Below are 23,923 nucleotides of genomic sequence, written 5' to 3' on the forward strand. Positions count from 1 at the left end.
GGCGGGAAACTCTTTTGAGAGAATCTCCCGCGCATGTCGATCCGCGGCATTCCCGTTCGACGTCATAGATGAGAGGGTCGAGACACGGCCCCTTCGAACAAGGAGAACATCATGAAGTTCATGCTCATCATGCGCGCGACCGACGACGCCGTCGAGGCCTACAAGCAGATGCCGTTCGAGCAGGTCATCGAGGCCATGGGCAGGTACAACGAGTCGATGATCAAGGCCGGCGTCCTCGTCGCAGGCGAAGGGCTGACGGATGCCGCAGAGGGCTTCGTGGTCGACTTCAGCGCCGAGAAGCCGCTCATCACCGACGGCCCCTACGGGGAGACCAAGGAGCTCTTCAACGGGTTCTGGATCGTCGAGGTGTCGTCGCGCGAAGAGGCCGCCGAGTGGGCGAGCCGCGCACCCCTCGGACCGGGGTCGTTCCTCGAGGTGCGTCGAGTGACCGGTGCGGAGGACTTCCCGGCCGACAACGAGTGGATCGAGAAGGAAGCCGGCTGGCGCGAGGAGCAGGCCCGGCGCGCGCAGCAGTGATGGACGCTTCCGCCCGCAGTGAGACGGCGCGTTCCGCCACCGGCACCCGGTCGGCGGAGCGCGCCGTCGCCGCCGTGTGGCGCATCGAGTCCGCCCGTATCGTCGGCGCCCTCACGCGGATGGTCGGTGACTTCGGGCTGGCGGAGGACCTCGCGCAGGAGGCTTTGGTGGACGCGCTCCGGCAGTGGCCGATCGAGGGGTGCCGCGCAACGCCGGGGCATGGCTGACCGCTGTCGCCAAGCGCAAGGCCATCGACGGGTGGCGCCGAGCCGAGCGGCTGGAGGCGCGTGTCGCCGTCCTCGCTCATGACCTGGAACGGGAGCAGGCCGAAGCGCCGGAGCTGCCGTGGGATCCGGATGCCGTCGACGACGACGTGCTGCGCCTCATGTTCATCGCGTGTCATCCCGTGCTCTCGCGCGAAGCGCAGGTGGCGCTGACCCTGCGGGTGGTCGGCGGACTGTCGAGCGAGGAGATCGCGCGGGCCTTCCTGGTGCCGACCGCGACCGTGCAGCAACGGATCGTGCGCGCCAAGAAGACCCTCACCGCCGCGCACGCCCCGTTCGAGGTGCCGCCCCGCGAGGAGCATGCGGAGCGGGTCGGGGCGATACTCGGGGTGCTGTACCTGATCTTCAACGAGGCGCATGCCGCCAGCAGCGGCCCGGGTGGATGCGCCCCGAGCTGAGCGACGAGGCCATCCGGCTCGGGCGGGTCCTCGCCGCGCTCATGCCGCGAGAGCCCGAGGTGCATGGCCTTGTGGCGCTGATGGAGCTGACCGCCGCCCGGTTCGCGGCACGGGTCGACCGCAACGGCGACCCTGTGCTGCTGGCCGATCAGGACCGTCGGCGCTGGGACCGTGGGCGCATCACGCGCGGTCGGGCCGCGCTGGCGACGGCGGATGCCCTCGGACGCGGTCGCGGCGCATACGGGCTCCAGGCCGCGATCGCCGAGTGTCACGCGGTGGCGGATTCCGTCGACGACACCGACTGGGACAGGATCGTGCTGCTGTACGAGGCGCTCGGACGCATCTCACCCTCGCCGGTGGTCGAACTGAACCGGGCTGCAGCCGTGGCGATGGCGACGGGACCGGCCTCGGCCCTGCGCATCATCGATCAGCTCTCGGCCTCCGGTGCCCTGCGCGGGTACCACTTGTTGCCGGCGACCAGGGGCGAACTCCTGAGAAGACTCGGGCGGGAAGACGAGGCGCGCAGCGAGTTCGCCGTCGCTGCGGCGATCGCGGGCAACGACCGGGAGCGCGCCCTGTTGGAGCGCAAGGCTCGCGGCTCACAGAGATGACCCGCCCCCTTCGGGAGCTGGCGCTGCCGAAGGGGACGGGCGTGGGGAGGTGCGGGAAGGTCAGTCGTTGACCTTCTGGCCGCGCCCGGCGATCAGGCCGTAGATCAACAGCACGATGATGGAACCAGCGATGGCGAGCAGCCAGGTGCCCAGATCCCAGAACTCGGTGAGGGGACGGTTGAGGATCAGGCTGCCGAGCCAGCCTCCGAGAAGAGCGCCGACGACACCGAGCAGCAGGGTGATGAACCAGCCGCCGCCCTGCTTTCCGGGAAGGATCAGCTTGGCGATGGCCCCGGCGATGAGGCCGAGAAGAAGAAAGCCGAGAAAACTCATGGTCAGCTCCTGTAGATCGGGAGCCCCGGGGTGCCGGGGCTTCTGATATTCAGGATGCTCCCGTGGCAGGGCGCATGCCAACCCCTTGCGCGGCGCCGCCCGGGTATGGCAAGAGGCCCGCCTCCCAGGGAGACGGGCCTCTCGCCGTGCGGATCGTGTCGCGTCAGTTGTTGCCGCGGGCGATCGCGATGATGCGGAGGATCTCGACGTAGAGCCAGACCACGGTGACCATGATGCCGAAGGCACCGAGCCAGCCGTACTTACGGGGGGCGCCGTTGCGCACACCCTGCTGGATCTGGTCGAAGTCGAGCACCAGCGAGTACGCGGCCATGATCACGACGAGGACGCCGATGATGAGGCCGAGCGGGATGCCCATGATCTCGGCGCTGAACAGGCCGAAGGCGTTGGTGTTGATGCCGGTCCACATCAGGACGAGGTTCAGCAGCGAGAAGACCAGGTAGCCGATCATCGCGATCATGAAGATCTTGGTGGCCTTCTTGGAGGCGCGGATCTTGCCGCTCGCGAAGAGGGCGAGGGTCACGCCGACGACCGAGATGGTCGCGAGGGTCGCCTGGAAGACGATGCCCGGCCACTGCACCTCGAAGAACGCCGAGATGCCACCGATGAAGAGACCTTCGAACGCGGCGTAGGCGAAGATCAGCGCGGGCCGCACCTTCTTGCGCGAGGTGAACGTGATGACCATCGCGAGCACGAAGCCGCCGAGTGCGCCGACGATCCACGGGAGGATGTTGACCGGAGCGGGGTTGTAGGGGTCATAGCGCGGAACATCGAGTCCGCCCAGCGTCAGCACCCAACCGATGGCTGCGGTGACGAGCAGGATGCCGAAGAGTCCGGCGGTCTTCCAGACCGTGTCCTCGACCGACATGCGATCGGTCTCGATGGCGCCGGCCGGCGGGGCGGCGTACATGCCTTCGAGCTGCGCATTGGCTGCGGCATCCATCGCCCCGTGCTGGAGCGAGGCGCTCTGCGCGCCCTGAGCAGCCTGGGGTCCGCCCGGGTAGGTCGCGACGTTGCGCGGGTCCTGCTGCTGGAAAGCAGGATTGTTGAAAGCGAAGTTGCTCATTGGTGGGCCTCACTCCAAAGGGGGGTAGTAGGTCGCTTCCCTCCACGATACCCGGGTGGCGACACTCCCGGGGTGTTCTACGCTGAGAGCGTGCCCAGGAAATCCCCCCTCGTCATCGGGCATCGCGGTGCGCCCGGCTATCGGCCGGAGCACAGTCGCTCCTCGTACGAACTGGCACTCGCGATGGGGGTGGACGCCGTGGAACCCGATGTGGTCGCCACCAAGGACGGCGTCCTCATCGTGCGGCACGAGAACGAGATCTCGGGCACGACCGACGTCGCGGAGCATCCCGAGTTCGCCGACCGGAAGACCACCAAGCGTGTCGACGGGAACGCCCTGACCGGGTGGTTCACCGAGGACTTCACCTGGGCCGAGCTGTCGACGCTGCGCGGACGAGAGCGGCTGCCGGAAGTGCGGTTGTCGAGCGCGAGCTTCGACGGCTCGCAGGCCATCCTGCGCCTCCGGGACGTGCTCGACCTCGTACGGGAAGGCTCGGTCGAGCACGGCAGGGAGATCGGCGTGGTGCTCGAGGTCAAGCACGCCACCTACTTCGCGAGCATCGGCCTCGACCTCGCCCCGCTGATCGACCGTGAGCTGCGCGAAGCGGGGTGGGCCGACGGAGAGCTGCCGTTGATCGTCGAGTGCTTCGAGTCGACGGTGCTCGGTCAGTTGCGTGAGCGCGGGATCGCCGCATCGTACGTCTATCTGATCGAGGCGGCGGGGCGGCCGTACGACCGTCTGGTCGCGGAGGGCAAGCAGGCGCTCACGTACCCGGCGACCGTCACCGCACAGGGCCTGGACGGGCTCGTCGGACGCGTCGACGGCATCAGCGTGAACAAGAAGATGCTCCTCGCGCGGGGCAACACGATCGTCGCGGATGCGCACGCGCGCGGGCTCACGGTCTTCACGTGGACATGCCGACCGGAGAACGCCTTCCTCGCCCCCGAGTTCCGCGGATCGGGCGGGCGCGGCGCATACGGCGACTATGAGGCCGAATGGGGGGTGATCGCCCGTCAGGGCATCGACGGGGTGTTCGTCGACCACCCGGACCTCGGCGTCGCCTTCTTCCGCGACTGAGCGATCACCGTCCCATGAGCCGACGCTCAGAGGGTCCGGTCGAACGAGCCTCTCCGCGTCGAGACGATCTCCTTGCCGAGCGGCATGAGCGAGACGGGAACCATCTTGAAGTCCGCGATGCCCATCGGGATGCCGATGATCGTCACGCACAGCAGGATCCCCGAGACGATGTGTCCGATCGCGAGCCACCACCCGGCCAGGATCACCCACAGCACGTTGCCCAGGAACGACCCGACTCCCGCCGTGGGCTTGCTGACGACCTCGCGTCCGAAGGGCCAGATCGCGTACGCGGCGATGCGGAACGAGGCGATCGCCCAGGGGATGGTCACGATCGGGATGCACAGCACGATCCCGGCGAGGACGTACCCGAGGAACAGGGCCCACCCGGCGAGGATGACCCAGATGATGTTGAGGATCGTGCGCATGAGCCGATTGTTCCACCTGGCGGTCGGCGTGGCTGAGCATCCGCCCGGAGGTCCCCGGCGCGACAGGACTCTGATGCCAGACTGACCGCATGACCGGAATCGTGGTGCAAGACGTCAGCAGGGCATTCGGGACGGTTCAGGCGGTGAGGGGAGCGACGCTGCGGGCGGAGCCTGGTCGCGTGACAGGCCTGGTGGGACCCAACGGCGCGGGCAAGACCACCTTGCTCCTGATGCTCGCCTCGCTGCTCGCCCCTGACACGGGCACGATCCGCATCGGCGACGTCGATCCGGCCGTCGATCCGCTCGCCGCTCGCCGTCTGCTGGGGTGGATGCCGGATGCGCTGGGCGCGTGGCCGTCGCTCACCGCGCGCGAGACCATCGTCACGACCGCGCGGCTGTACGGCATCGAGAAGGCCGATGCCGCAGCTCGTGCGCAGCAGCTGCTCGCCCTCGTCGGACTGGGCGACCTGGCGGACTCGCCGGCGAAGGTCCTCTCCCGCGGGCAGAAGCAGAAGCTGGGTCTGGCACGCGCGCTCGTGCACGATCCACGGGTCCTGCTCCTCGACGAGCCCGCATCGGGCCTCGACCCGGAAGCACGCGTGCAGCTGCGTGTGCTGCTGCGCCGTTTCGCCGCCGAAGGTCGCACGGTGCTGATCTCGAGCCACATCCTCTCCGAGCTGGAGGAGGTCGTCGACGACGCGGTGTTCCTCGTCGCCGGCGCCGTGGTCGACGCCGCGCCCGCCCAGACCGCGGTGCGCGCCTGGCGGATCCGACTGGCCGGCGTCACACCCGAACGGCTGAAGGCCGACGTCTGGCAGGTCGCATCGAACCTCGGACTCGCCCCCGAATCGCTCGCCAGCGATCGCGGCGCCGTCCTCGTCGGATTCGATGGGGAGGAGGCGGCTGCCCAGTCGCTGCGCCGCCTCGTCGAGGCCGGGCTTCCGGTTGCGGAGTTCGCTCCGGCGCAGAGCGACCTCGAGCACACGTTCCTCGCGTTGCGTCATACCTCGACCCCCGCGGCGACACCTGCGCCGCCGCCCGCGCCGCCCGCGGCACCGACCGAGCAGAGCGCAACGGAGGCGGGAGCATGAGCGCCGCGAACATCGGGATCATCGCCCGCCTCGAACTGACCCAGCGGCTGCGCAGCGTGGGCTGGTACGTCCTGCTCGGCGTGTTCGCGCTCGTCCTCCTCGGCGTCACCGGACTCGCGTTCGCGGTGTACTCCTGGGGCGACTTCGTCGGGGCCGGCGTCTACTCGATCGTCGTCAACATCGTGCTGCTGCTGGTGGTGCTGGTGTCGCCGACGTTGAGCGGCAACGCCATCAACGGCGACCGTGACGCGGCGACCCTCGCTGCCAGGTGACCGACCGCGGCATCCACCGGCGACATCATGCTGGGCAAGCTGCTCGCCGCCGTCGCGACCGGGGGTGCTTTCCTGGCGGTCGCGCTGCCTTTCCTCGCCCTGTCGCTGCTGGGCGGGGAGCGAACCCGCTCGTGCTGCTCGTCTCGTTGCTCGTGCTCGCCGCCGAGATCATCATCGTCGCCGCGATCGGGGTCGGCCTGAGCGGACTCATCGCGCGCCCGCTGTTCTCGGTCGCCACCACGTATCTCGTGGTCTCGGCGCTCGTGTTCGGGACGCTCATCGCGTTCGGCCTCGGCGGTCTGGCCGTGCGCAGCGAGGCGACGAGCTACTCGCGGCCGTATGACGCGAACGGGGCGGTCGACTGCGAGAACTGGGAGGTCAGCACCACGTATGAGGTGCCGCGTTTCGACCTCGTCTGGTGGGCGTTGGCCGCGAACCCGTTCGTGGTGCTGGCCGATGCGACCCCGACCGAGTTCTCGCCAGAGGGGTACCCCGTCGACCTGTTCGGGCAGATCAAGACCGGTGTGCGCGCTGCGCAGCAGTCGCCGCTCGAGCAGCGCTGGGACGAGTGCGATCCGGACGGCGGATACCTCACGCCGCAGGACATGATGGAGTCGTCGGTGCCCAGCTGGTTCGTCGGACTGGGGGTGCAGGTGGTCATCGCCGGCTCGCTGTTCGCCGGAGCATGGGCGCGTACACGGACGCCGGCTCGTCGTCTGCCACCCGGCACCCGCATCGCCTGACCGCTTCCCGTCGCACTTCCTGTCGGGCTGAACTCGCCGACCCGACAGGAAGGGCGACCGGAACGGACCGATCCGGCATCAATCGCCACCTCCCGTTCACCTGCCGTGCACCGGGGAGTCTTCCTGCGGCAACGCGGGATCGATGGTCTGAGCGCGTACCCGTCTGCCTCATCGCCGACGCGCTCCGCTCGCGGGGCCCGCCGGCCGAGCCCCCAGGAGTCCTCCATGCCCCGCCTGCAATCCGCAGCGGCGGTCGTGGCGGTGTGCGCTCTCAGCGCTGCCGCCCTGCTCGCCACACCCGCCGTCGCGATCGGCGCCGAATCCGGGTCCGCCCCGCCGCACTTCCGACGGAGCCGAGCCTCGTGCTCAACGAGATCGTCTACGACGACGCCGCGACGGGCCTGGCCGATCAGGTCGAGATCTACAACGCCGGCACCGACACGGTCGACCTGACCGGGTGGACGATCGCCGACGAGAAGCGCGACAGCTTCGGTGCGGCGCCGGAGGGGACCTCTCTCGCTCCGGGTGAGTTCCTGGTGCTCGTGAAGGACGTCGACTTCGACTTCGGACTCGGCAAGGGCGACGAGGTCGTGCTGTTCGATCCGACCAGCACCGAGGTCGACTCCTACGCCTACGAGAACACCGCACCGCTGTCGGTGTGGGCGCGGTGTCCCGATGGGACGGGAGAGTGGGCGCCTGCGACGGCGGCGACCCCGGGTGCGGCCAACGACTGCAGCGTGACGCCGGTCGACGGCTCGATCCGCATCAACGAGGTCGACTCGCAGCCTGCGGACTGGGTCGAGTTCTTCAACCCGGGCACCGAGGCCCTCGACATCTCGGGGTACGAGATCCGCGACAACTCCGATGACCACCGCTGGCAGTTCCTCCCCGGCACGCAGATCGCGGCAGGCGGGTTCCTGGTCGTCGAAGAGGGCACGATCGGCCTCGTCGGAGGTGTCGAGACCGCCTTCCGCGACCCGATCGGCATCGGCAGCGCCGACCGCATCCGCCTCTTCGACGCCACGGGCGCCCAGATCGACGACACCCTCCCCGTGGCAGGGGCACGCGGCGATCGACGGCGACTTCGCCGCGGCCACGTTCGCCCGCTGCCCCGACGGGATCGGCTCCTTCGTGCTCGCGCACCCGACGCCCGGCGCTGCGAACTCGTGCGTCATGCCCGACGTCGTGATCAACGAGATCGAGTCGAACGGCGACGCCACCGACTGGGTCGAGGTCGTCAACACCGGAACGACGGCGGTCGACCTCTCGGGCTGGACCGTCATGGACAGCGATCCGACCGGTCACGCGGCCGAGACCACGCCGCTTCCCGCTGGTACGGTGCTCCAGCCCGGCGGGTACTTCGTCTTCGACCAGCCGGCGAACTTCATCTTCGGTCTCGGCAACGGCGACACCGTGACGATCCGGGATGCGAACGGCAACACCGTCGACGAGCACGTGTATGCGGCACACGCCGACGGCGTCCTGGCGCGTTGCGCCGACGGCACAGGCGACTTCGTCGATGTGGCCGTCTCAACGAAGGGGCTCCGCAACGCCTGCGGCAACCCCGTGCGCATCAACGAGGTCGAGTCCGACGGCGGATCGCCCGACGACTGGATCGAGCTCGTGAACCCGACCGACACCGCGCTCGACGTCTCGGGCGTCGTGGTGAAGGACGACGATGACGCGCACGCCTACGCCATCCCGGCCGGCACCTCGATCGCGGCGGGTCAGTATCTCGTGATCGAGCGGGAGCAGCTGGGCTTCGGTCTCGGCGGCGGCGACGCGGTGCGTGTGTTCGACGGCGAGCTGCTGGTCGACGAGACCACCTGGGGGCGGGTCACGCGGCCACCACCTGGGGTCGCTGCCCCGACACCACCGGCGCCTTCGCGGCGACCACCGAATCGACGAAGGGCGCAGCCAACGTCTGCGCGGGCGAGGTCGCGTTCTCCCCGTGGCCCGGGTCGGCGGAGGTCCGCACGCTCGACGCCGTGCCGACGTTCCTCGAGGACAGCTCGGGCCTGGACGTGCAGGAGACGGCTGACGGCGCGTTCCTCTGGGCGGTCGACAACGGCGAGGGCCGCATCTGGAAGCTCGAGGCCCACGCCGACGGCTCGGTCGAGAAGATCGACGGCTGGGATGCGGGCAAGCGCGTGCGCTTCCAGAAGGATGCTGCCGACCCCGGTGCCGCCGGTCCCGACACGGAGGGCATCACGGTCGACGGAGACGGCTTCGTGTACGTCGCCTCGGAGCGCGACAACAGCGCGAAGGGTGTGAACCAGAACGTGGTGCTGAAGGTCGATCCCGAAGCGGCTGCGGGTGACCTGGTCGCCCAGCAGGAGTGGGACCTCACGGCGCTGCTCCCTGCTGTCGGGGCGAACCTCGGCATGGAGGCGGTGCAGTGGGTGCCCGACGCGGCTCTCGCCGGGAAGCTGTTCGACGACAACACCGGCGCCGCGTACGACCCGGCGGACTACGACGGACACGGCGCCGGGCTGTTCCTCGTCGCGGTCGAGGACAACGGTCACGTCTACGCCTTCGCGCTCGGCGCCGACGGCACGGCGACACTGGTCTCCGAGGTCGCGCCGGGCCTCGCCGGTGTCATGGCGCTCGACTACGACACGGTGCGGAACACCCTGTGGGCCGTGTGCGATGACGGGTGCAACGGCCGGTCGGCGGAGATCACGCTGAACGGAACGGCCCAGCCCGGGATCGCCCACTACGAGCGCCCGGCAGGCATGCCCGACATCAACAACGAGGGCTTCGCGACGGCACCGGCCTCGCTGTCGGTCGACGGTCAGCGTCCGGTGTGGTGGTTCGCGGACGGCTTCGCCTCGGAGTCGCTGCGCACGGGTACGCTCCCCGGCGTCGGGAAGAGAACCCCGGCGGGGAGAACCCCGGCGGAGAGAACCCCGGCGGAGAGAACCCGCCGCTGTCCGGGACGGAGCTGGTCGACGGCAACCGCAACGGCGTGACGGTCGACCCCTCCGTCGCGGCCCGTGGACAGAGCGTCACGGTGACGGCCGGTGAGGAGTCGGCGGGTGCGGAGGCCGCGGCCTGGATGTACTCCGACCCCGTCCGACTCGCGACCGGGACGCTCTCGGCTGCGGGCGCCCTCACCGTCACGGTCCCTGCCGATGCACCGCTCGGCGCGCACCGGATCGCGGTCTTCGCCGCCGACGGCGCTCTCCTCGGCTGGGCCGACATCCGCATCGTCGCCGGTGGGGGCGGGCTCGCGGCGACCGGAGCCGAACTCCCGGTCGCCGCGGCCGCGCTCGCGATGGCGCTCCTCGCCGCCGGGACGCTCGTGCTGATCCGCCGCAGGCGCGCGCGGCCTGAGCGCCGAGGTGGGGGCGCGGTCCGTCCGCGCCCCCACCTCGTCGTTCCGAGACCCGTGCCCCGGTGTCGGTGCCGCCGCCTAGACTCATAAGGCCATGACCGAAGCCCCCCTCATCGTCCCCGGATCCGTCGGCCCCTCGTCTGCGGGAGCCCCGGCGCAAGACGACCTCCTCGCCGGACTCAACCCGCAGCAGCTCGAGGCCGTCACCTATCGCGGCCCCGCACTGCTGATCGTCGCGGGAGCAGGGTCGGGCAAGACCAGCGTGCTCACCCGCCGCATCGCCTCCCTGCTGCGCAGCCGCGAGGCGTGGCCGAGCCAGATCCTCGCGATCACCTTCACGAACAAGGCGGCCGGCGAGATGCGCGAGCGTGTCGAGGGGCTCATCGGCGACGCCGCTCGCGGCATGTGGATCTCGACGTTCCACTCGGCCTGCGTGCGCATCCTGCGGCGCGAGGCGCAGCAGTTCGGCTTCACGAAGAATTTCACGATCTACGACTCCGGCGATTCCAGGGCACTGATCAAGCGTCTGGTGAAGGAGCACGACGCCGACGCCTACGGTCTCACTCCCGCCGCGGTGCAGGGGCGCATCTCCAAGCTCAAGAACGAACTGTCCGACGCCGAGGCGTATGCGCGTCAGGCCAACATGAGCGACCCCGCCGAGCGCGTGTTCGTCGAGGTCTTCGCCGACTACCAGCGACAGCTGCAGAAGGCCAACGCCTTCGACTTCGACGACCTCATCGGCCAGACGGTGTACCTGTTCCGTGCCTTCCCTCAGGTCGCCGACACCTATCGCCGGCGGTTCCGACACATCCTGGTCGACGAGTACCAGGATACGAATCATGCGCAGTACGCCCTGATCCACGAGCTGACGCGACCCGTGTCGGGTGCGGGGTCCGCGCCCGACCCGTATGCCTCGAACGGCATGATGATCTTCGAGCCCGACCCGGAACCCGCCGGCGCGGGCGAGCCGGGGGCGTCGCTCACCGTGGTCGGCGACTCCGACCAGTCGATCTACGCCTTCCGTGGAGCCGACATCCGCAACATCAGCGAGTTCGAGCGCGACTTCCCCGGCGCCAAGGTCGTGCTGCTCGAGCAGAACTACCGTTCGACGCAGAACATCCTGTCGGCGGCGAACGCGGTCATCGGCAACAACTTCGATCGCAAGGACAAGAAGCTCTGGAGCGACAAGGGCGACGGTGATGCCATCATCGGCTTCACCGGCTACTCGCAGCACGATGAGGCGCAGTTCGTCGCCGATGAGGTCGAGGCGCTCCGCCGCGCGGGGATGCCCTACTCCGAGATGGCGGTGTTCTACCGCACCAACTCGCAGTCGCGCGCACTCGAGGAGATCTTCATCCGCTCCGCCGTGCCGTACAAGATCATGGGCGGCACGAAGTTCTACGAGCGGGCCGAGATCAAGGACGCGCTGGCATATCTCGTGGCGGTGGCCAACCCCGCAGATGAGATGTCGGTGCGACGGATCCTCAACAAGCCGCGTCGTGGCATCGGCGACGTGACCGAGACCGCGATCGCGCGGTTCGCCGAGGAGCACGGCATCTCGTTCCGCGACGCGCTCTCGATGCCAGGGCAGCTCGGCGTAGGGCCGAAGATCCAGGCGGCCATCGCCCAGCTCGACGCCGTGCTGACCGAGGCGACCGCGATCATGCTCCCGCCGTCCGGCGAGGTGCCGCCATCGACGTCGGTGGCCGACGGGCTGAGCCTGCTTCTGGCGAAGAGCGGCTACCTCGACGCGCTGCGCGCCCAGCCGCGACCCGCAGGACGAGGCGCGCGTCGAGAACCTCGACGAGTTCGTGGCGGTCACCCGTGACTTCGCCCGCAACAACCCGGAGGGCACGATCACCGACTTCCTCACCGAGGTCGCTCTGGTATCCGACGCCGATGATCTCGACGACGAATCCGGATCCGTCTCCCTCATGACGATGCACACGGCGAAGGGCCTCGAGTACGACGCCGTGTTCGTCACCGGTGTCGAAGAAGACCTCATCCCGCACCGCATCTCTGCGGGAGAGCCCGGTGGCCCGCAGGAGGAGCGCCGGCTGTTCTACGTGGGCATCACGCGAGCACGCAAGCGGCTGCATCTGTCTCTCGCGATGACCCGGGCGCAGTTCGGCGAGGTGACCGTGGCGATGCCGAGCCGCTTCCTCCAGGAGATCCCGGCAGGACTCATCGACTGGCGGCAGTCGCCGGGCGACGTGAACTCGCGCGGCGGCATGCAGTCGCGTGCCTTGAACGCGCGTCGTCAGGGCGGCTTCGGCGGATCCGCGTCGAACGACAGATTCGCGGTCAAGGCGCTCCCCGGGCGCGACTCCCTGAAGCCGCTGTCGACCGCGATGGACAAGTTCCCCAACAGGGTCACGGCCAAGATGCGTGACAACGGCGACCTCGAGCTCGCCGCGGGCGACCGCATCCGTCACGTCGACTTCGGTGAGGGCCGCGTGGATGCCGTGACCGGGGAGGGCGCCAAACGGATCGCGCACGTCCGGTTCGACTCTGCGGGGCAGAAGAAGCTGCTCATCAAGGTCGCTCCGATCGAGAAGATCTAGCATCGACCGCGGCCCGGTTCGCGCGCGGCGCAATCGCGCAGAACCGGGGTGGGATGCCGGTTAGGCTGGCTCATATGGCCCTCTTCTCCCGCCGCAAGAAGTCCGGTGACGATGCCGTCGCCCCCACCGCCGATGCCCCGCAGGAAGCTGGCGAGGCTCCCGCCGTCGATGCGGGTGCCACCACCACGCAGCCGGATGTCGAGGCGCCCTCGATCGGCATCTCGGTGCAGGCGTTCCGCGGTGTCGGCGCGGAGGCGGGGCCCGAAGTCGCGCTGCCCGACGCCGATGCGAAGCCCGCGGAGGCTCCCGCACCGCGTCAGACGACATCGGTTCCTGCCGCCCAGACGACACAGCGCCCTGCCGCCCCGCCGGCGGCTCCTCAGGAGCGACGCCTCCCCCTCGCTGCGGCTCTGCCGCCCGAGCAGACCGAGACCGTCGCGGGCATGAAGGACAACGTCCTGCTGCGCGAGGCGCTGACCGAGATCGAAGCGGGCGCGACCAACGACCAGCTCCTCGGTGTGATGCGCCAGGCGCTGCAAGGTCACCTGTACATCCGCGTGAACGGCGATGCCCGCGCGCAGATCAGCGAGGGCAAGCCGCTCTCTGTCGCGGTGGTGCGCGACAACGACGACCGTCAGTTCATGCTGGCCTTCAGCTCGGCACGCGCTGTGCGTGACTCCGTACAGCTCGAGGCAGACCCTGCGGCGACCTCGGCGGTGGCGCAGCCGGTGACCTCCGTACTGCAGCAGGTCGTGTCGGGCGACTTCGCCGGACTGATCGTCGACAATGCCTCCGCCCCGCATCGCGTCGTCTTCCCGACCGAGCTGCTGCAGAAGACGCTCGAACAGGCCGATGTCGACATGGCGGTCAAGACGATCCTCGCCGCGCCGCGAGAGCAGGACTCCGCGGTGAAGGTCGGCGAGGCACTGGCGACGAAGCGGATGTGGGTGGCCGTGAACGACGGCACCGGCTCAGGGCAGGTCGGCATCGCCGAGGCGCAGACCGCGGACGGTCGGCGGTACCTGCAGCTCTTCTCGCATCCGCTCGAGGTCATCGCTCTCGGCCGGGGCGACCGTCCGCTTCCGTTCGAGCCGGAGCAGCTGGCCAAGGTCCTCACGAGCCACGCCGAGATGGCGGGTGTGATCGTCGACTCCGCGGGGCCGTCACTCGTCGTCGAACGGGAGGCACTCGCCCCCGTCCTCGTGCTCGCGGTCGACCTGGACGATTGATCCACCGTCGCCTCGCTGTGGTCGCGCCACGCGGGGTTCCGTCTGTCGGGGCATCGCTCTAGGGTCGGAGCATGGCCTCAGAACGCGTGACACTGACCGTCGCCGACTCCGACGGGGAGCGCGAGGTGACGCTCTCGAGCCCCAACCGCGTGGTGTGGCCGGATCTCGGGATCACGAAGGCCGAACTCGCCGAATACGTGCAACGCGTCTCCGAGCCGTTCCTCGCGGCCAACGGCAACCGTCCGGTCTCGCTCGAGCGATTCCGCGACGGCGTCGGCGCGTCCGGCGGCCCGCGAGCGGAGGGCTTCTTCTCGAAGAACCCGCCCAAAGGCACCCCGGACTTCGTCGACGCGGTCACCGTCACCTACAACAGCGGGCGCCAGCATCCGCAGATCGTCCTGAACCGCACGAGTGCGATCGTCTGGGCGGTGCAGATGAACACGATCGTGTTCCACCCGTGGGCATCGCTCGCCACCGACGCCGACAACCCCGTCGAGCTGCGCATCGATCTCGACCCGCAGCCGGGGACGGATTTCGCGGATGCTGTCGTCGCCGCGCACACGCTGCGCGAGGTGCTGCGCGAGGCGGGTCTGGAGGCGTTCGCCAAGACGAGCGGCAATCGCGGGCTGCACGTCTTCGCGCCCATCGAGCCCACCCACGAGTTCCTCGACGTGCGGCACGCGGTGATCGCCGCGGGACGCGAGCTGGAGCGGCGGATGCCGGAGCAGGTCACGACGAACTGGTGGAAGGAGGAGCGCGGGGAGCGGATCTTCGTCGACTTCAACCAGGCCAACCGCGACCGCACCATGGCCGGTGCCTACAGTCCACGGGCGTTGCCCGGCGCGACGGTGTCGACACCCGTCTCGTGGGACGAGCTCGACGGACTGGACCCCCGCGCGTTCACGGTGCGGAGCATCCCGAAGAGACTCGAAGACGTGGGCGATCCGTGGGCCGACATGCAGGCGTCACCCGGTCGCATCGACACCCTGCTGGAGTGGTGGACCCGTGACACCGAGAACGGTCTGGGCGAACTGCCGTTCCCCCCGGAGTTCCCGAAGATGCCGGGCGAGCCTCCGCGCGTGCAGCCGAGCAAGAAGGTCGCGGCGAACTGGGACGAAGACGGCACTCCCGCCGACAAGTGACTCTGGCGGTTCGGTCTTTTTCGTATTACATTAATTTCATGATCTCGCGCGAAACGATCGACGGCAACCCGGTGACCGAGGAGCAGATCGCGGAATGGGCGGCCGAGGCCGAAGCCGGCTACGACGCAGAGACGCTGAAGAAGCGCGGTCGTGGACGACCAGGGCGGGGGGCAGCGCCGTCGCAGGTCGTCGCACTGCGCCTCACCCTCGATGAGATCGCGGCGCTGGATGCTCGCGCTGAACGTGAGGGGAAGACGCGGTCTGAGGTGATCCGCGAGGCGCTGGCGGTGGCGGCGGCGTGAAAGTCCATTCCGCGGCACTCAAGCACGGATTCGAGCACGAAGACATCGTCCAGGCGGCCACGTGGTCCCTCTGGATCGAAGATCTGGATAGGGACAGTCCCGCGCGTCAGCTCCGGCTGGGGTTCGAAACGCGCGGGCGCTTGTTGGAAACCGTCGTTCTCACGTTCGACAGCGGCAATGAACTGGTCATCCATGCCATGCCGGCGAGACCGCAGATGATCGCCCTGCTCCCGTGACCCGCTCAGCTCAGGACGTCGGCCAGGTCGTACCCCGCGACGGTGTCGAGCTGATCGTAGGTGCATGAGCGGGCGTCGCGATCGGGGCGCCAGCGCTCGAACTGCACGGTGTGTCGGAAGCGCGCGCCCTCGAGCTGGTCGTACCTGACCTCGAGGACCCGCTCGGGGCGCAACCGCACGAACGAGACATCCTTCGCACCGCTGAAACGCGAGCGCTCGCCCTCCGCGGTCACGGCGTCGCCCGCTTCGTCGCGCTCGACCAGGGGTGCGAGCTCGTCGACGAGCTCCTGTCGCCGCGCGTCGCTCCACGCCGCGACCCCGCCGACCTGCCGCAGCACGCCGTCGTCGCCGTAGAGGCCGACCAGGAGGGAGCCGACGCCGGAACCCGACTTGTGGATGCGGTAGCCGAGTGCGACCACATCGGCGGTGCGGGCGTGCTTGATCTTGAACAGGGTGCGCTTGCCAGGGGCATACGGCTGGTCGAGGGGCTTCGCGACGACGCCGTCGAGCCCCGCGCCCTCGAACTCCTCGAGCCAGCGCACAGCGGAATCGCGATCGCGCGTCGTCCGGGTGATGTGCAGGGGTGTTCGACGGCCTCCATCACCGTCTCGAGCCGCGCCCTCCGCGTCTCGAACGACTGCGTGAGGAGGTCGTCGTCCCCGTAGGCGAGCAGATCGAAGGCGATGAACATGGCCGGTGTCTCGACGGCGAGCTTCGCGACGCGCGAGGCCGCGGGGTGGATGCGCTGGCTCAGCGCTTCCCAGTCCAGGCGCTGGGACCCTCGGGGACCGGTGGCGACGACGATCTCCCCGTCGAGCAGACACGGCCCCGGCAGCAGCTCGGGGATGGCGTCGACCAGCTCGGGGAAGTACCGGGTCAGGGGCTTCGCTCCTCGCGAGCCGATCTCCACGGTCTCACCGTCCCAGGCGATGAGGCCGCGGAAACCGTCCCACTTCGGTTCGTACACGAGTCCGCCGGGGGTCTTGTCCGGGTCGGGGACGGTCCGGACCGCTTTCGCCAGCATCGGTGCGGGGATCTCGTAGCGCATGGTCCCATCCTGGACGCCGAGGACGCCGCGACGGAAGGGGTTGCGCTCAGCCGAAGAGGTCGTCGAGCGTGGCGGGTTCGCCGGCGTCGGCCAGCGCCGTGCGCGCCGCGTGCCACCCGGCCATGCCGCTGACCGCCGGGCCGGGTGGGGTGGCAGCGGAGGCGAGGTAGATACCCCGCATGGGCGTGCGCCACGGTGTCGGAGAGAGCGCGGGCCGACGCAGCGCCTGCCGCATGTCGAACACGCCTCCGGAGATGTCACCGCCGATCTCCGCGGGGTTGACGGCTTCGCGCGACGACGCGGGCACGGCGTGGGGCGCCAGCACGAGGTCGCGGAAGCCGGGAGCGAAGCGCTCGACCTGGGTCGTGATGAGGGCGGTCGGGTCGAGGTCGGAGCCGTTGGGCACGTGGATGTACGCCCACAGCACCGCCTTGCCCTCCGGTGCGCGCGAGGCGTCGACCACGGACGGCTGCACCGCGAGCACGTAAGGGCGTTCGCTCACGCGGCCCGCGGCGACGGCGTTCTCGCTCGCCCAGACCTCGGCGCGGGTGCCGCCGAGGTGCACGGTTATCGCCTGTCGCACGTCGGCGTTGCTCCACGGGATGGGGCCGTCGAGGGCGAAGTCGACCTTGGCCGCTGCCGCTCCGTAGCGGTACGAGGCGAGTGCGCGCCGGTATCCGGCCGGGATGTCGGGGTGGGTGAGCGCCAGACGGGGAGAGGTGTTCAGCAGAAGCAGATCGCCCCGGCCGGGGTCGCCCCAGTCGAGCGCGCCGAGGTCGGTGACCGCCGTGCCGGGCTCGACGGAGCCGCCATGCGCTTCGAGATCGGCGACCAGCGCGTCGGCGATGCTCTGCGCGCCACCGCGGGGGAGCGGCCACCCGTCGGCATGTCCGAGAGCCGCCAGCAGCAGACCGGCGGCCGCGCCGGCGAGCGACGGTTGTGGGGAGTTGGCGTGCGCGACGACTCCCGACATCAGGGCGGCCGCCTCCACGGTGCGGAAGCTGCGCGCGGCGAGGGAGTGCCCTGATCCAGCATGCGCAGCGCATAGCGGACGGCTGTCACGGGGTCTGCGGGAACGCGCAGCAGCTGGTTGCCGGTGAAGTCGGTGACGCCGTCGATGCGGCGGCTCAGCGGTCGCAGGAGCCTGAGCCAGGCCCGCTCGTCGGCACCGAGTCCCGCAGCGGTGCGCTCGATGTCCCGCCACGCGATCGCGGCCCTTCCGGCATCCAGCGGGTGCGCGTACGAGATCTCCGGGATGATCCACTCGAGACGCTCTGCGAGGCCGAAGGCGCGGAAGAACGGGGAAGCCAGCGCGGCCGGATGCACCGTGGAACACATCGTGTCGGAAGCCGGAGAGAGTGGTCTCCGCCGTGCGCACTCCGCCGCCGATCGTGTCGGACGCTTCGAGCACTCGCACCTCGTAGCCGGCGCGTGCGAGGGCCACCCCGGCGGCGAGGCCGTTGGGGCCGGAGCCGATGATCGTCGCCCGAACCATGACGCCAGTCTCGCACGCACATCGGAGGAAACGGTCGGACGCAGGCCTCGGAGCGTGCGATCCTGGAAGGGATGAAAGAAGTACAGGGGCCGACCCCCGCAGGCACCTCCCGTCCATACCGTTCGCTCCAGGAAGCGCTGCGCGCGCACCGCATAGACCCGGCGAACCACGCGTTCATCACGGCCATCGTCGATGCGATCGGGATCAGCTCGTTCATCGACCGCGGTCGCTATATCGAGGCGATCCGTCGCGGCGAGGGTGCGTCGCTGCACATCGGGCGCACTTACACCAACGGTTTCACCGAGGACGAGCGACTGATCGTCGGCTCAGCTCCCCTGCGACTCCAGCCGAGCGAAGGGCGCGCGCCGTACTTCTACGTGAGCCATCCGAGCGAGTTCATCCCGCTCGCGCCGCAGCGAGCGGCGAAGCGCGCGACGACCCCGCGCGTCTCGGCACCGCGCGCCGAGAAGGCGCCGAAGCCCGTCACGGAGCGCGACTACGGCGTATGCGACGTGTGCTTCATGGTGAAGACGCCGTCCGGCGGCTGCGGCTGCGACTGATGGTCGATCGGGCGGACGCGTCGCCGCGGATCCGCCCCGCGGATTTCCGCCACGACACTCCCGCCGTCGCCGCCGCCGTGCGCGCTTACCTCGTCCAGACAGAGGAGGAGAAGAGGCGGGAGAGCGGCACGGAGAGCGCAGCGCTCCTCGTGCTCCCCGAGCGGTACCGGCCGGAGGTCGACGACCCCTCTGCTGCGTACGACGGCTGCCGGGTGCTCGTCGCGGATCTCGACGACCGGGTGGTCGGCGTCGTCGTCTCGCTCGCGCGCGGCGGCATCACCGAGGTCAAGCGACTGTGGGCGGATCCCCGCGTGCGTGGCCGTGGTGTGGGATCGGCGCTGCTCGACGCGGCGATCGCGGATGCCGAGGGCGAGGTGCGTCTTTCCGTGTGGGAGTGGCGCGAGCGAGCGATCCGCCTCTACGAATCACGCGGCTTCCGCCGCGCGGAGAGTGGGGACCCGCGTCCGCGTCTGGTGTGCATGATCCGTCCCGCGTGAGACTGACCAGGACGCCCGAACCTGGCCTCAGGCGAAGGCGCTCATCCCCGTGATGTCACGACCGAGCAGCAGCGCCTGGACGCTCTCGGTGCCCTCGTAGGTGTGGATCGCCTCGATGTCGGCCATGTGCTGCATGACGCCGTTCTCGAGCAGGATGCCGTTGCCGCCGAGCAGATCGCGGGCTGTCGAGGCGATCCGGCGTGCGGCGCGCGTGTTGTGGAACTTCGCGAGCGATGCCTGCGTCGGACGTAGATCTCCCGCGGTCTCGAGGTCGGCCATCCGGCGGCAGTACAGCTGCATCGCCGTGAGGTCTTCCAGCATGTGGGTGAGGCGCTCCTGCACCATCTGGAACTTCGCGAGAGGCTTGCCGAACTGCACTCGCTGGGTCGCGTATGCCAGGGAGGCTTCGTAGCATGCGGTCGCGTGACCGAGTGCCGACCAGGCGACGCCTGAGCGTGTGGCGTAGAGGACGGTGGACGCATCCTTGAAGCTCTTCGTGCCCGGCAGCACCGCATCCAGAGGTACGCGCACGTCGTCGAGCACGATGTGCGCCTGGTGGATCGCCCTCAGCGAGGCCTTGCCGCGGATCACAGTGCCCGTGTAGCCGGGCGCGTCCTGTTCCACCAGGAAGCACCGCACGGCGCCGTGCTCCTCGGCGGCCTCGTCGTCGACGCGCGCCCACACGAAGGTGATGCCGCCGGAGGCGCCGTTGCCGATCCACTTCTTCGCGCCGCGGATGACCCACGCGTCGCCGTCGCGCCTGGCCACGGTCTCGAGCGAGACGGAGTCGGAGCCGTGGTCGGGTTCGGTCAGGGCGAAGGATCCGAGCACCGATCCGTCTGCGAGCGCGGTGAGCCAACGCTCCTGCTGCGCCGACGAGCCGAACAGGGCCAGTGTGCGCAGTGCGAGCCCGCCCTGCACCGCGAGGATCGTGCCGAGGAGCCGTCGCCGCGTGAGATCTCCATGTTGACCAGGCCTGCGGCCAACGGTGAGAGGCTCGTGAGCGACGGGTGCTGGACGCCGTCGACGACAAGGTCCATCTCGCCCATCCGTCGGGCGGCTGCGAGCGGGTACTCCGCGCGGTCCCAGGCCTCCGTCATCTGCGGGGCCACCTCGTCGACGTAGGACTTCGCACGATCCCACGCGGCGCGATCCGCGGCGGGGACGTCGCTGAAGACGGCGTAGTAATCACTGTCCTGACGGGCGGTGATGTCATAGGACGAGACGCGCTCGCCGGGGAAGGGGGAGGGGGAGGCTGCAGTGCTCATGGGACTCCTTCGTGGACCTGAGTATCGTACTCCTCGATACTCGGTTCCACGAGTCGTCAGTCGAGTTCGGACTGCAGGCGGCGCGTGACCTCCGCGATCGGCATGGAGCGAGGGAACACGGCGACGACCATGTCGTCGGGCGCGGTCGCGGTCTCGCCTGTCACCCCGTAGCGGCGGCGGACATCGGCGAGTGCCGTCTGCAGCGTCGCCAGGGGCACCTTCTTGCGCCCGCGCAGCAACTGGCGCAGCACGTGGTTGTGCACGGCGGTCACGAGCGCCGCGAACCCCACGGCGTCCAGCGGATCGACGCCGGGGAGAGCGCTGCGCAGATACTCGTCGAACAGGCGCTCGTAGCGGAAGACCGTGATGATCTCGCGCTCGCGCAGCACGGGGACCTGACGCACGATCTGGTAGCGCCGTCGGGCGAGCTGAGGATCGTGGGCGAAATGCGCGAAGACCGACTCCGAGGCGGCGCAGACCGCGCCCCACGGGTCGTCGTGCCCCTCGTCGAGGAACTCGCGGAGCTGCTCGAGAAGCACCTCATGATCGGCGAACACGACATCTTCTTTGCCACCGAACTGGCGGAAGAAGGTCGAGCGGGAGACTCCGGCCGCCTTCGCGATCTGCTCCACCGACGTCTGGTCGAAGCCCTGGGCGCTGAAGAGCTCGAGCGCTGCGGCGACGACGCCGGTGCGCAGTTCTGCGGATTCGTGCATGGCGAAAGCCTAGACCTCGGCGGGCGCCGACACCGAGGCGCCGCCGTCATACTGAGCGTGAGCGAACGTGGGATTCCGGCCGGATGGTACGAGACACGCCGCCGCGGCACCCGACGCTGGTGGGACGGCGCGCGGTGGACCGAGCACATCGCCGTGCATGGACGGGAGACCACGTTGGCGGCAGACACCGCGGCGGTGCGGCGGCAGCTGCTCGTGAGCGAGGCCGTCCTGGGGGTCGTCCTCGTCGGCTCGATCCTCATCGCGCTGTGGGGAGGGTTGCCGGTCGTCGTCGTGCGACCGGTGATCGTCGCCGTCGGCGCCGCGTTGGTGATCACTCCGTTGCTGATCACGCGTCAGCTCCGTCTGGCTGCGCTGCCTTCACGTCGCTACGGCGTGCCGCCGCTGCGGTGACCGGCAAGAGCCCGGGGCCGTAAGCGCGCCCAGGCCGAGGTAGTAGGCTGGGGGACTGGTCGATGTCTCGACATCGAGAGAATTACCAGACAGCAGCCCAGTGAAGGAACCACAGTGGATCTGTACGAGTACCAGGCACGAGACGTTTTCGAAAAGTACGGAGTGCCGGTCCTCGCCGGCATCGTCGCGGACACCCCTGAAGAGGTGAGGGCGGCAGCCGAGAAGATCGGTGGAGTGGTCGTCGTCAAGGCTCAGGTGAAGACCGGCGGCCGTGGAAAGGCAGGCGGCGTCAAGGTCGCCAAGACCCCCGACGAGGCGTACGAGGCGGCGAAGTCCATCCTCGGTCTCGACATCAAGGGCCACGTCGTCAAGCGCGTCATGGTCGCGCAGGGTGCGCGCATCGCCGAGGAGTTCTACTTCTCCGTGCTGCTCGACCGCGCCAACCGCTCCTACCTGAGCCTCTGCTCGGTCGAGGGCGGCATGGAGATCGAGGAGCTCGCGGTCGAGCGCCCCGAGGCGCTCGCGCGCGTCGAGGTCAACCCGCTCACGGGCATCGACAAGGAGAAGGCCGTCGAGATCGCTCGCGCAGCCAACTTCCCCGAAGATCTGGTCGAGAAGGTCTCCGACGTCTTCGTGAAGCTCTTCGACGTCTACAAGGGCGAGGACGCGACGCTGGTCGAGGTCAACCCGCTGGTTCGCACCGAAGAGGGCGACATCATCGCGCTCGACGGCAAGGTCACGCTCGACGACAACGCCTCCGAGATCCGTCACCCCGAGCACGAGGCGCTCGAGGACAAGGACGCCGCAGACCCGCTCGAGGCCAAGGCCAAGGAGTCGGGCCTCAACTACGTGAAGCTCGACGGTGAGGTCGGCATCATCGGCAACGGCGCAGGGCTCGTCATGTCGACGCTCGACGTCGTCGCCTACGCAGGCGAGAACCACAACGGCGTCAAGCCGGCGAACTTCCTCGACATCGGCGGCGGCGCCTCGGCCGAGGTCATGGCCGCTGGCCTCGACGTCATCCTCGGCGACCCGCAGGTCAAGAGCGTGTTCGTGAACGTGTTCGGCGGCATCACGGCGTGCGACGCCGTCGCCAACGGCATCAAGGCGCTCTCGAGACGCTGGGGGCCACCGCCTCCAAGCCTCTGGTCGTCCGCCTCGACGGCAACCGCGTCGACGAGGGCCGTGCGATCCTCGCCGAGTACGCGCACCCGCTTGTGACCCTGGCCGCAACCATGGACGAGGGCGCCGACAAGGCCGCCGAGCTCGCCAACGCCTGAGACTGAAGGACGAGAAGAATGTCGATCTACCTCAACAAGGACTCCAAGGTCATCGTCCAGGGCATCACCGGTGGTGAGGGCACCAAGCACACAGCGCTGATGCTCAAGGCCGGCACCCAGGTCGTCGGTGGTGTCAACGCCCGCAAGGCCGGCACCACGGTCTCGCACACCGACAAGGACGGCACCGCCGTCGAGCTCCCCGTCTTCGCCTCGGTCGCCGAGGCCATGAAGGAGACCGGCGCCGACGTGTCGATCGCCTTCGTCCCCGGCGCCTTCACGAAGGACGCGATGATCGAGGCCATCGATGCCGAGATCCCGCTGCTCGTCGTCATCACCGAGGGCGTGCCCGTTGGCGACTCGGCCGAAGCGTGGGCCTACGCGCAGAGCAAGGGCAACAAGACCCGCATCATCGGCCCGAACTGCCCCGGCATCATCACGCCCGGCGAGGCTCTCGTCGGCATCACGCCCGCGAACATCACCGGCAAGGGCCCGATCGGCCTCGTGTCGAAGTCGGGCACCCTGACGTACCAGATGATGTTCGAGCTGCGCGACCTCGGCTTCTCGACCGCCATCGGCATCGGCGGCGACCCGGTCATCGGCACGACGCACATCGACGCGCTCGCCGCGTTCGAGGCCGACCCCGAGACCAAGGCCATCGTCATGATCGGCGAGATCGGCGGCGACGCCGAGGAGCGCGCGGCCGAGTACATCAAGGCGCACGTCACCAAGCCGGTCGTCGGCTACGTCGCGGGCTTCACGGCTCCCGAGGGCAAGACCATGGGTCACGCCGGAGCGATCGTCTCCGGTTCGGCCGGTACCGCCCAGGCGAAGAAGGAGGCCCTCGAGGCCGCCGGGGTCAAGGTCGGCAAGACGCCGTCCGAGACCGCCGACCTGATGCGCGAGATCATCGAAGCGCTCTGATCTGAGCTACGCTTGATCTGAAGGCCCCGGGCTCCACCCCGGGGCCTTCTTTCATGCCGGGG

At 69.3% G+C, this 23,923-nt stretch carries 20 protein-coding genes and 7 pseudogenes; 20 read left to right on the forward strand and 7 right to left on the reverse strand.

Going from position 1 to position 23,923, the window contains the following annotated elements; translation table 11 throughout:
- The first annotated feature begins 111 nt into the window (after nt 1-111).
- A complete protein-coding gene (locus G4G29_RS05755; protein ID WP_183152139.1) occupies nt 112-537 on the forward strand; it encodes a YciI family protein in 426 nt (141 codons plus the stop codon).
- Nucleotides 537-1,830: pseudogene (locus G4G29_RS05760) on the forward strand (RNA polymerase sigma factor). The gene G4G29_RS05755 and the pseudogene G4G29_RS05760 overlap by 1 nt, the downstream one beginning before the upstream one ends.
- A 60-nt stretch (nt 1,831-1,890) precedes the next feature.
- Here G4G29_RS05760 and G4G29_RS05765 read toward each other — a convergent pair.
- Both G4G29_RS05765 and G4G29_RS05770 read right to left on the reverse strand, forming a co-directional pair.
- Entirely contained in the window at nt 1,891-2,163 is a 273-nt protein-coding gene (locus G4G29_RS05765; protein ID WP_017203627.1) for a GlsB/YeaQ/YmgE family stress response membrane protein, read from the reverse strand.
- 163 nt (nt 2,164-2,326) lie between these two features.
- Nucleotides 2,327-3,247, reverse strand: a complete 921-nt coding sequence (locus G4G29_RS05770; protein ID WP_183152140.1) for a Bax inhibitor-1/YccA family protein — start codon at nt 3,245-3,247, stop codon at nt 2,327-2,329.
- Nucleotides 3,248-3,337: 90 nt separating this feature from the next.
- Between G4G29_RS05770 and G4G29_RS05775 the strand changes: the two genes are divergently transcribed.
- A complete protein-coding gene (locus G4G29_RS05775) occupies nt 3,338-4,324 on the forward strand; it encodes a glycerophosphodiester phosphodiesterase family protein (protein ID WP_244632434.1) in 987 nt (328 codons plus the stop codon).
- 26 nt (nt 4,325-4,350) lie between these two features.
- Here the strand turns inward: G4G29_RS05775 and G4G29_RS05780 are convergent, their stop codons facing one another.
- Nucleotides 4,351-4,749, reverse strand: a complete 399-nt coding sequence (locus G4G29_RS05780) for a YccF domain-containing protein (protein WP_183152142.1) — start codon at nt 4,747-4,749, stop codon at nt 4,351-4,353.
- Between the two features lie 89 nt (nt 4,750-4,838).
- Between G4G29_RS05780 and G4G29_RS05785 the strand changes: the two genes are divergently transcribed.
- The 12 genes and pseudogenes from G4G29_RS05785 to G4G29_RS05820 all read left to right on the forward strand — a co-directional run bounded on the left by G4G29_RS05785 (nt 4,839) and on the right by G4G29_RS05820 (nt 15,665).
- Nucleotides 4,839-5,840, forward strand: coding sequence for an ABC transporter ATP-binding protein (locus G4G29_RS05785; protein WP_183152143.1), 1,002 nt, complete (start codon nt 4,839-4,841; stop codon nt 5,838-5,840).
- Nucleotides 5,837-6,112, forward strand: coding sequence for a hypothetical protein (locus tag G4G29_RS21400; RefSeq protein ID WP_244632435.1), 276 nt, complete (start codon nt 5,837-5,839; stop codon nt 6,110-6,112). Before G4G29_RS05785 ends, G4G29_RS21400 begins: the two co-directional genes overlap by 4 nt.
- A 131-nt stretch (nt 6,113-6,243) precedes the next feature.
- Nucleotides 6,244-6,855: a hypothetical protein gene (locus G4G29_RS21405; RefSeq protein ID WP_244632436.1), complete on the forward strand. Its 612-nt coding sequence runs from the start codon at nt 6,244-6,246 to the stop codon at nt 6,853-6,855.
- A pseudogene (locus G4G29_RS21410) lies at nt 6,798-7,835 on the forward strand (lamin tail domain-containing protein); the annotation flags it as partial. The gene G4G29_RS21405 and the pseudogene G4G29_RS21410, both read left to right, overlap by 58 nt.
- 193 nt (nt 7,836-8,028) lie before the next feature.
- Nucleotides 8,029-8,628, forward strand: a pseudogene (locus G4G29_RS21415) (lamin tail domain-containing protein); the annotation flags it as partial.
- Nucleotides 8,629-8,843: 215 nt separating this feature from the next.
- The gene (locus G4G29_RS21420) at nt 8,844-9,827 is read left to right on the forward strand and encodes an esterase-like activity of phytase family protein (RefSeq protein ID WP_244632437.1); all 984 of its coding nucleotides are present in this window, start codon (nt 8,844-8,846) and stop codon (nt 9,825-9,827) included.
- A complete protein-coding gene (locus tag G4G29_RS21425) occupies nt 9,824-10,282 on the forward strand; it encodes an LPXTG cell wall anchor domain-containing protein (protein WP_244632438.1) in 459 nt (152 codons plus the stop codon). Before G4G29_RS21420 ends, G4G29_RS21425 begins: the two co-directional genes overlap by 4 nt.
- 4 nt (nt 10,283-10,286) lie before the next feature.
- A pseudogene (locus tag G4G29_RS05800) lies at nt 10,287-12,756 on the forward strand (UvrD-helicase domain-containing protein).
- A gap of 74 nt (nt 12,757-12,830) precedes the next feature.
- The gene (locus G4G29_RS05805) at nt 12,831-13,985 is read left to right on the forward strand and encodes an SseB family protein (RefSeq protein WP_183152144.1); all 1,155 of its coding nucleotides are present in this window, start codon (nt 12,831-12,833) and stop codon (nt 13,983-13,985) included.
- Nucleotides 13,986-14,056: 71 nt separating this feature from the next.
- On the forward strand, nt 14,057-15,127 hold the full coding sequence (gene ligD / locus G4G29_RS05810; protein WP_183152145.1) for a non-homologous end-joining DNA ligase: 1,071 nt from the start codon (nt 14,057-14,059) through the stop codon (nt 15,125-15,127).
- 38 nt (nt 15,128-15,165) lie between these two features.
- Nucleotides 15,166-15,429, forward strand: coding sequence for a ribbon-helix-helix domain-containing protein (locus tag G4G29_RS05815; protein ID WP_183152146.1), 264 nt, complete (start codon nt 15,166-15,168; stop codon nt 15,427-15,429).
- A complete protein-coding gene (locus G4G29_RS05820) occupies nt 15,426-15,665 on the forward strand; it encodes a toxin (RefSeq protein WP_183152147.1) in 240 nt (79 codons plus the stop codon). The genes G4G29_RS05815 and G4G29_RS05820 overlap by 4 nt, the downstream gene beginning before the upstream one ends.
- A gap of 5 nt (nt 15,666-15,670) precedes the next feature.
- On the opposite strand, the pseudogene G4G29_RS05825 reads toward G4G29_RS05820, so the two are convergent.
- Both G4G29_RS05825 and G4G29_RS05830 read right to left on the reverse strand, forming a co-directional pair.
- Nucleotides 15,671-16,713: pseudogene (locus G4G29_RS05825) on the reverse strand (ATP-dependent DNA ligase).
- A gap of 46 nt (nt 16,714-16,759) precedes the next feature.
- Entirely contained in the window at nt 16,760-18,325 is a 1,566-nt protein-coding gene (locus G4G29_RS05830) for an NAD(P)/FAD-dependent oxidoreductase (protein ID WP_345941154.1), read from the reverse strand.
- Between G4G29_RS05830 and G4G29_RS05835 the strand changes: the two genes are divergently transcribed.
- Both G4G29_RS05835 and G4G29_RS05840 read left to right on the forward strand, forming a co-directional pair.
- Complete coding sequence (locus G4G29_RS05835) at nt 18,280-18,768, forward strand: magnesium transporter (protein ID WP_183152148.1); 489 nt, start codon at nt 18,280-18,282, stop codon at nt 18,766-18,768. The genes G4G29_RS05830 and G4G29_RS05835 overlap by 46 nt on opposite strands.
- Nucleotides 18,768-19,265: a GNAT family N-acetyltransferase gene (locus G4G29_RS05840; protein ID WP_183152149.1), complete on the forward strand. Its 498-nt coding sequence runs from the start codon at nt 18,768-18,770 to the stop codon at nt 19,263-19,265. The genes G4G29_RS05835 and G4G29_RS05840 overlap by 1 nt, the downstream gene beginning before the upstream one ends.
- A gap of 27 nt (nt 19,266-19,292) precedes the next feature.
- Here the strand turns inward: G4G29_RS05840 and G4G29_RS05845 are convergent.
- Together G4G29_RS05845 and G4G29_RS05850 are read right to left on the reverse strand one after the other, a co-directional pair.
- Nucleotides 19,293-20,533 (reverse strand): annotated as a pseudogene (locus tag G4G29_RS05845) (acyl-CoA dehydrogenase family protein).
- A 56-nt stretch (nt 20,534-20,589) separates the two neighbouring features.
- Nucleotides 20,590-21,249, reverse strand: coding sequence for a TetR family transcriptional regulator (locus G4G29_RS05850; protein ID WP_183152150.1), 660 nt, complete (start codon nt 21,247-21,249; stop codon nt 20,590-20,592).
- A 57-nt stretch (nt 21,250-21,306) separates the two neighbouring features.
- Between G4G29_RS05850 and G4G29_RS05855 the strand changes: the two genes are divergently transcribed.
- The 3 genes and pseudogenes from G4G29_RS05855 to sucD all read left to right on the forward strand — a co-directional run bounded on the left by G4G29_RS05855 (nt 21,307) and on the right by sucD (nt 23,861).
- Entirely contained in the window at nt 21,307-21,660 is a 354-nt protein-coding gene (locus tag G4G29_RS05855; protein ID WP_183152151.1) for a DUF2510 domain-containing protein, read from the forward strand.
- Nucleotides 21,661-21,774: 114 nt separating this feature from the next.
- A pseudogene (gene sucC / locus G4G29_RS05860) lies at nt 21,775-22,940 on the forward strand (ADP-forming succinate--CoA ligase subunit beta).
- A gap of 18 nt (nt 22,941-22,958) precedes the next feature.
- Nucleotides 22,959-23,861: a succinate--CoA ligase subunit alpha gene (gene sucD, locus G4G29_RS05865; RefSeq protein ID WP_183152152.1), complete on the forward strand. Its 903-nt coding sequence runs from the start codon at nt 22,959-22,961 to the stop codon at nt 23,859-23,861.
- Nucleotides 23,862-23,923: the final 62 nt, after the last annotated feature.

This window comes from Microbacterium sp. Se63.02b (assembly GCF_014171575.1).
Taxonomy (GTDB): domain Bacteria; phylum Actinomycetota; class Actinomycetes; order Actinomycetales; family Microbacteriaceae; genus Microbacterium.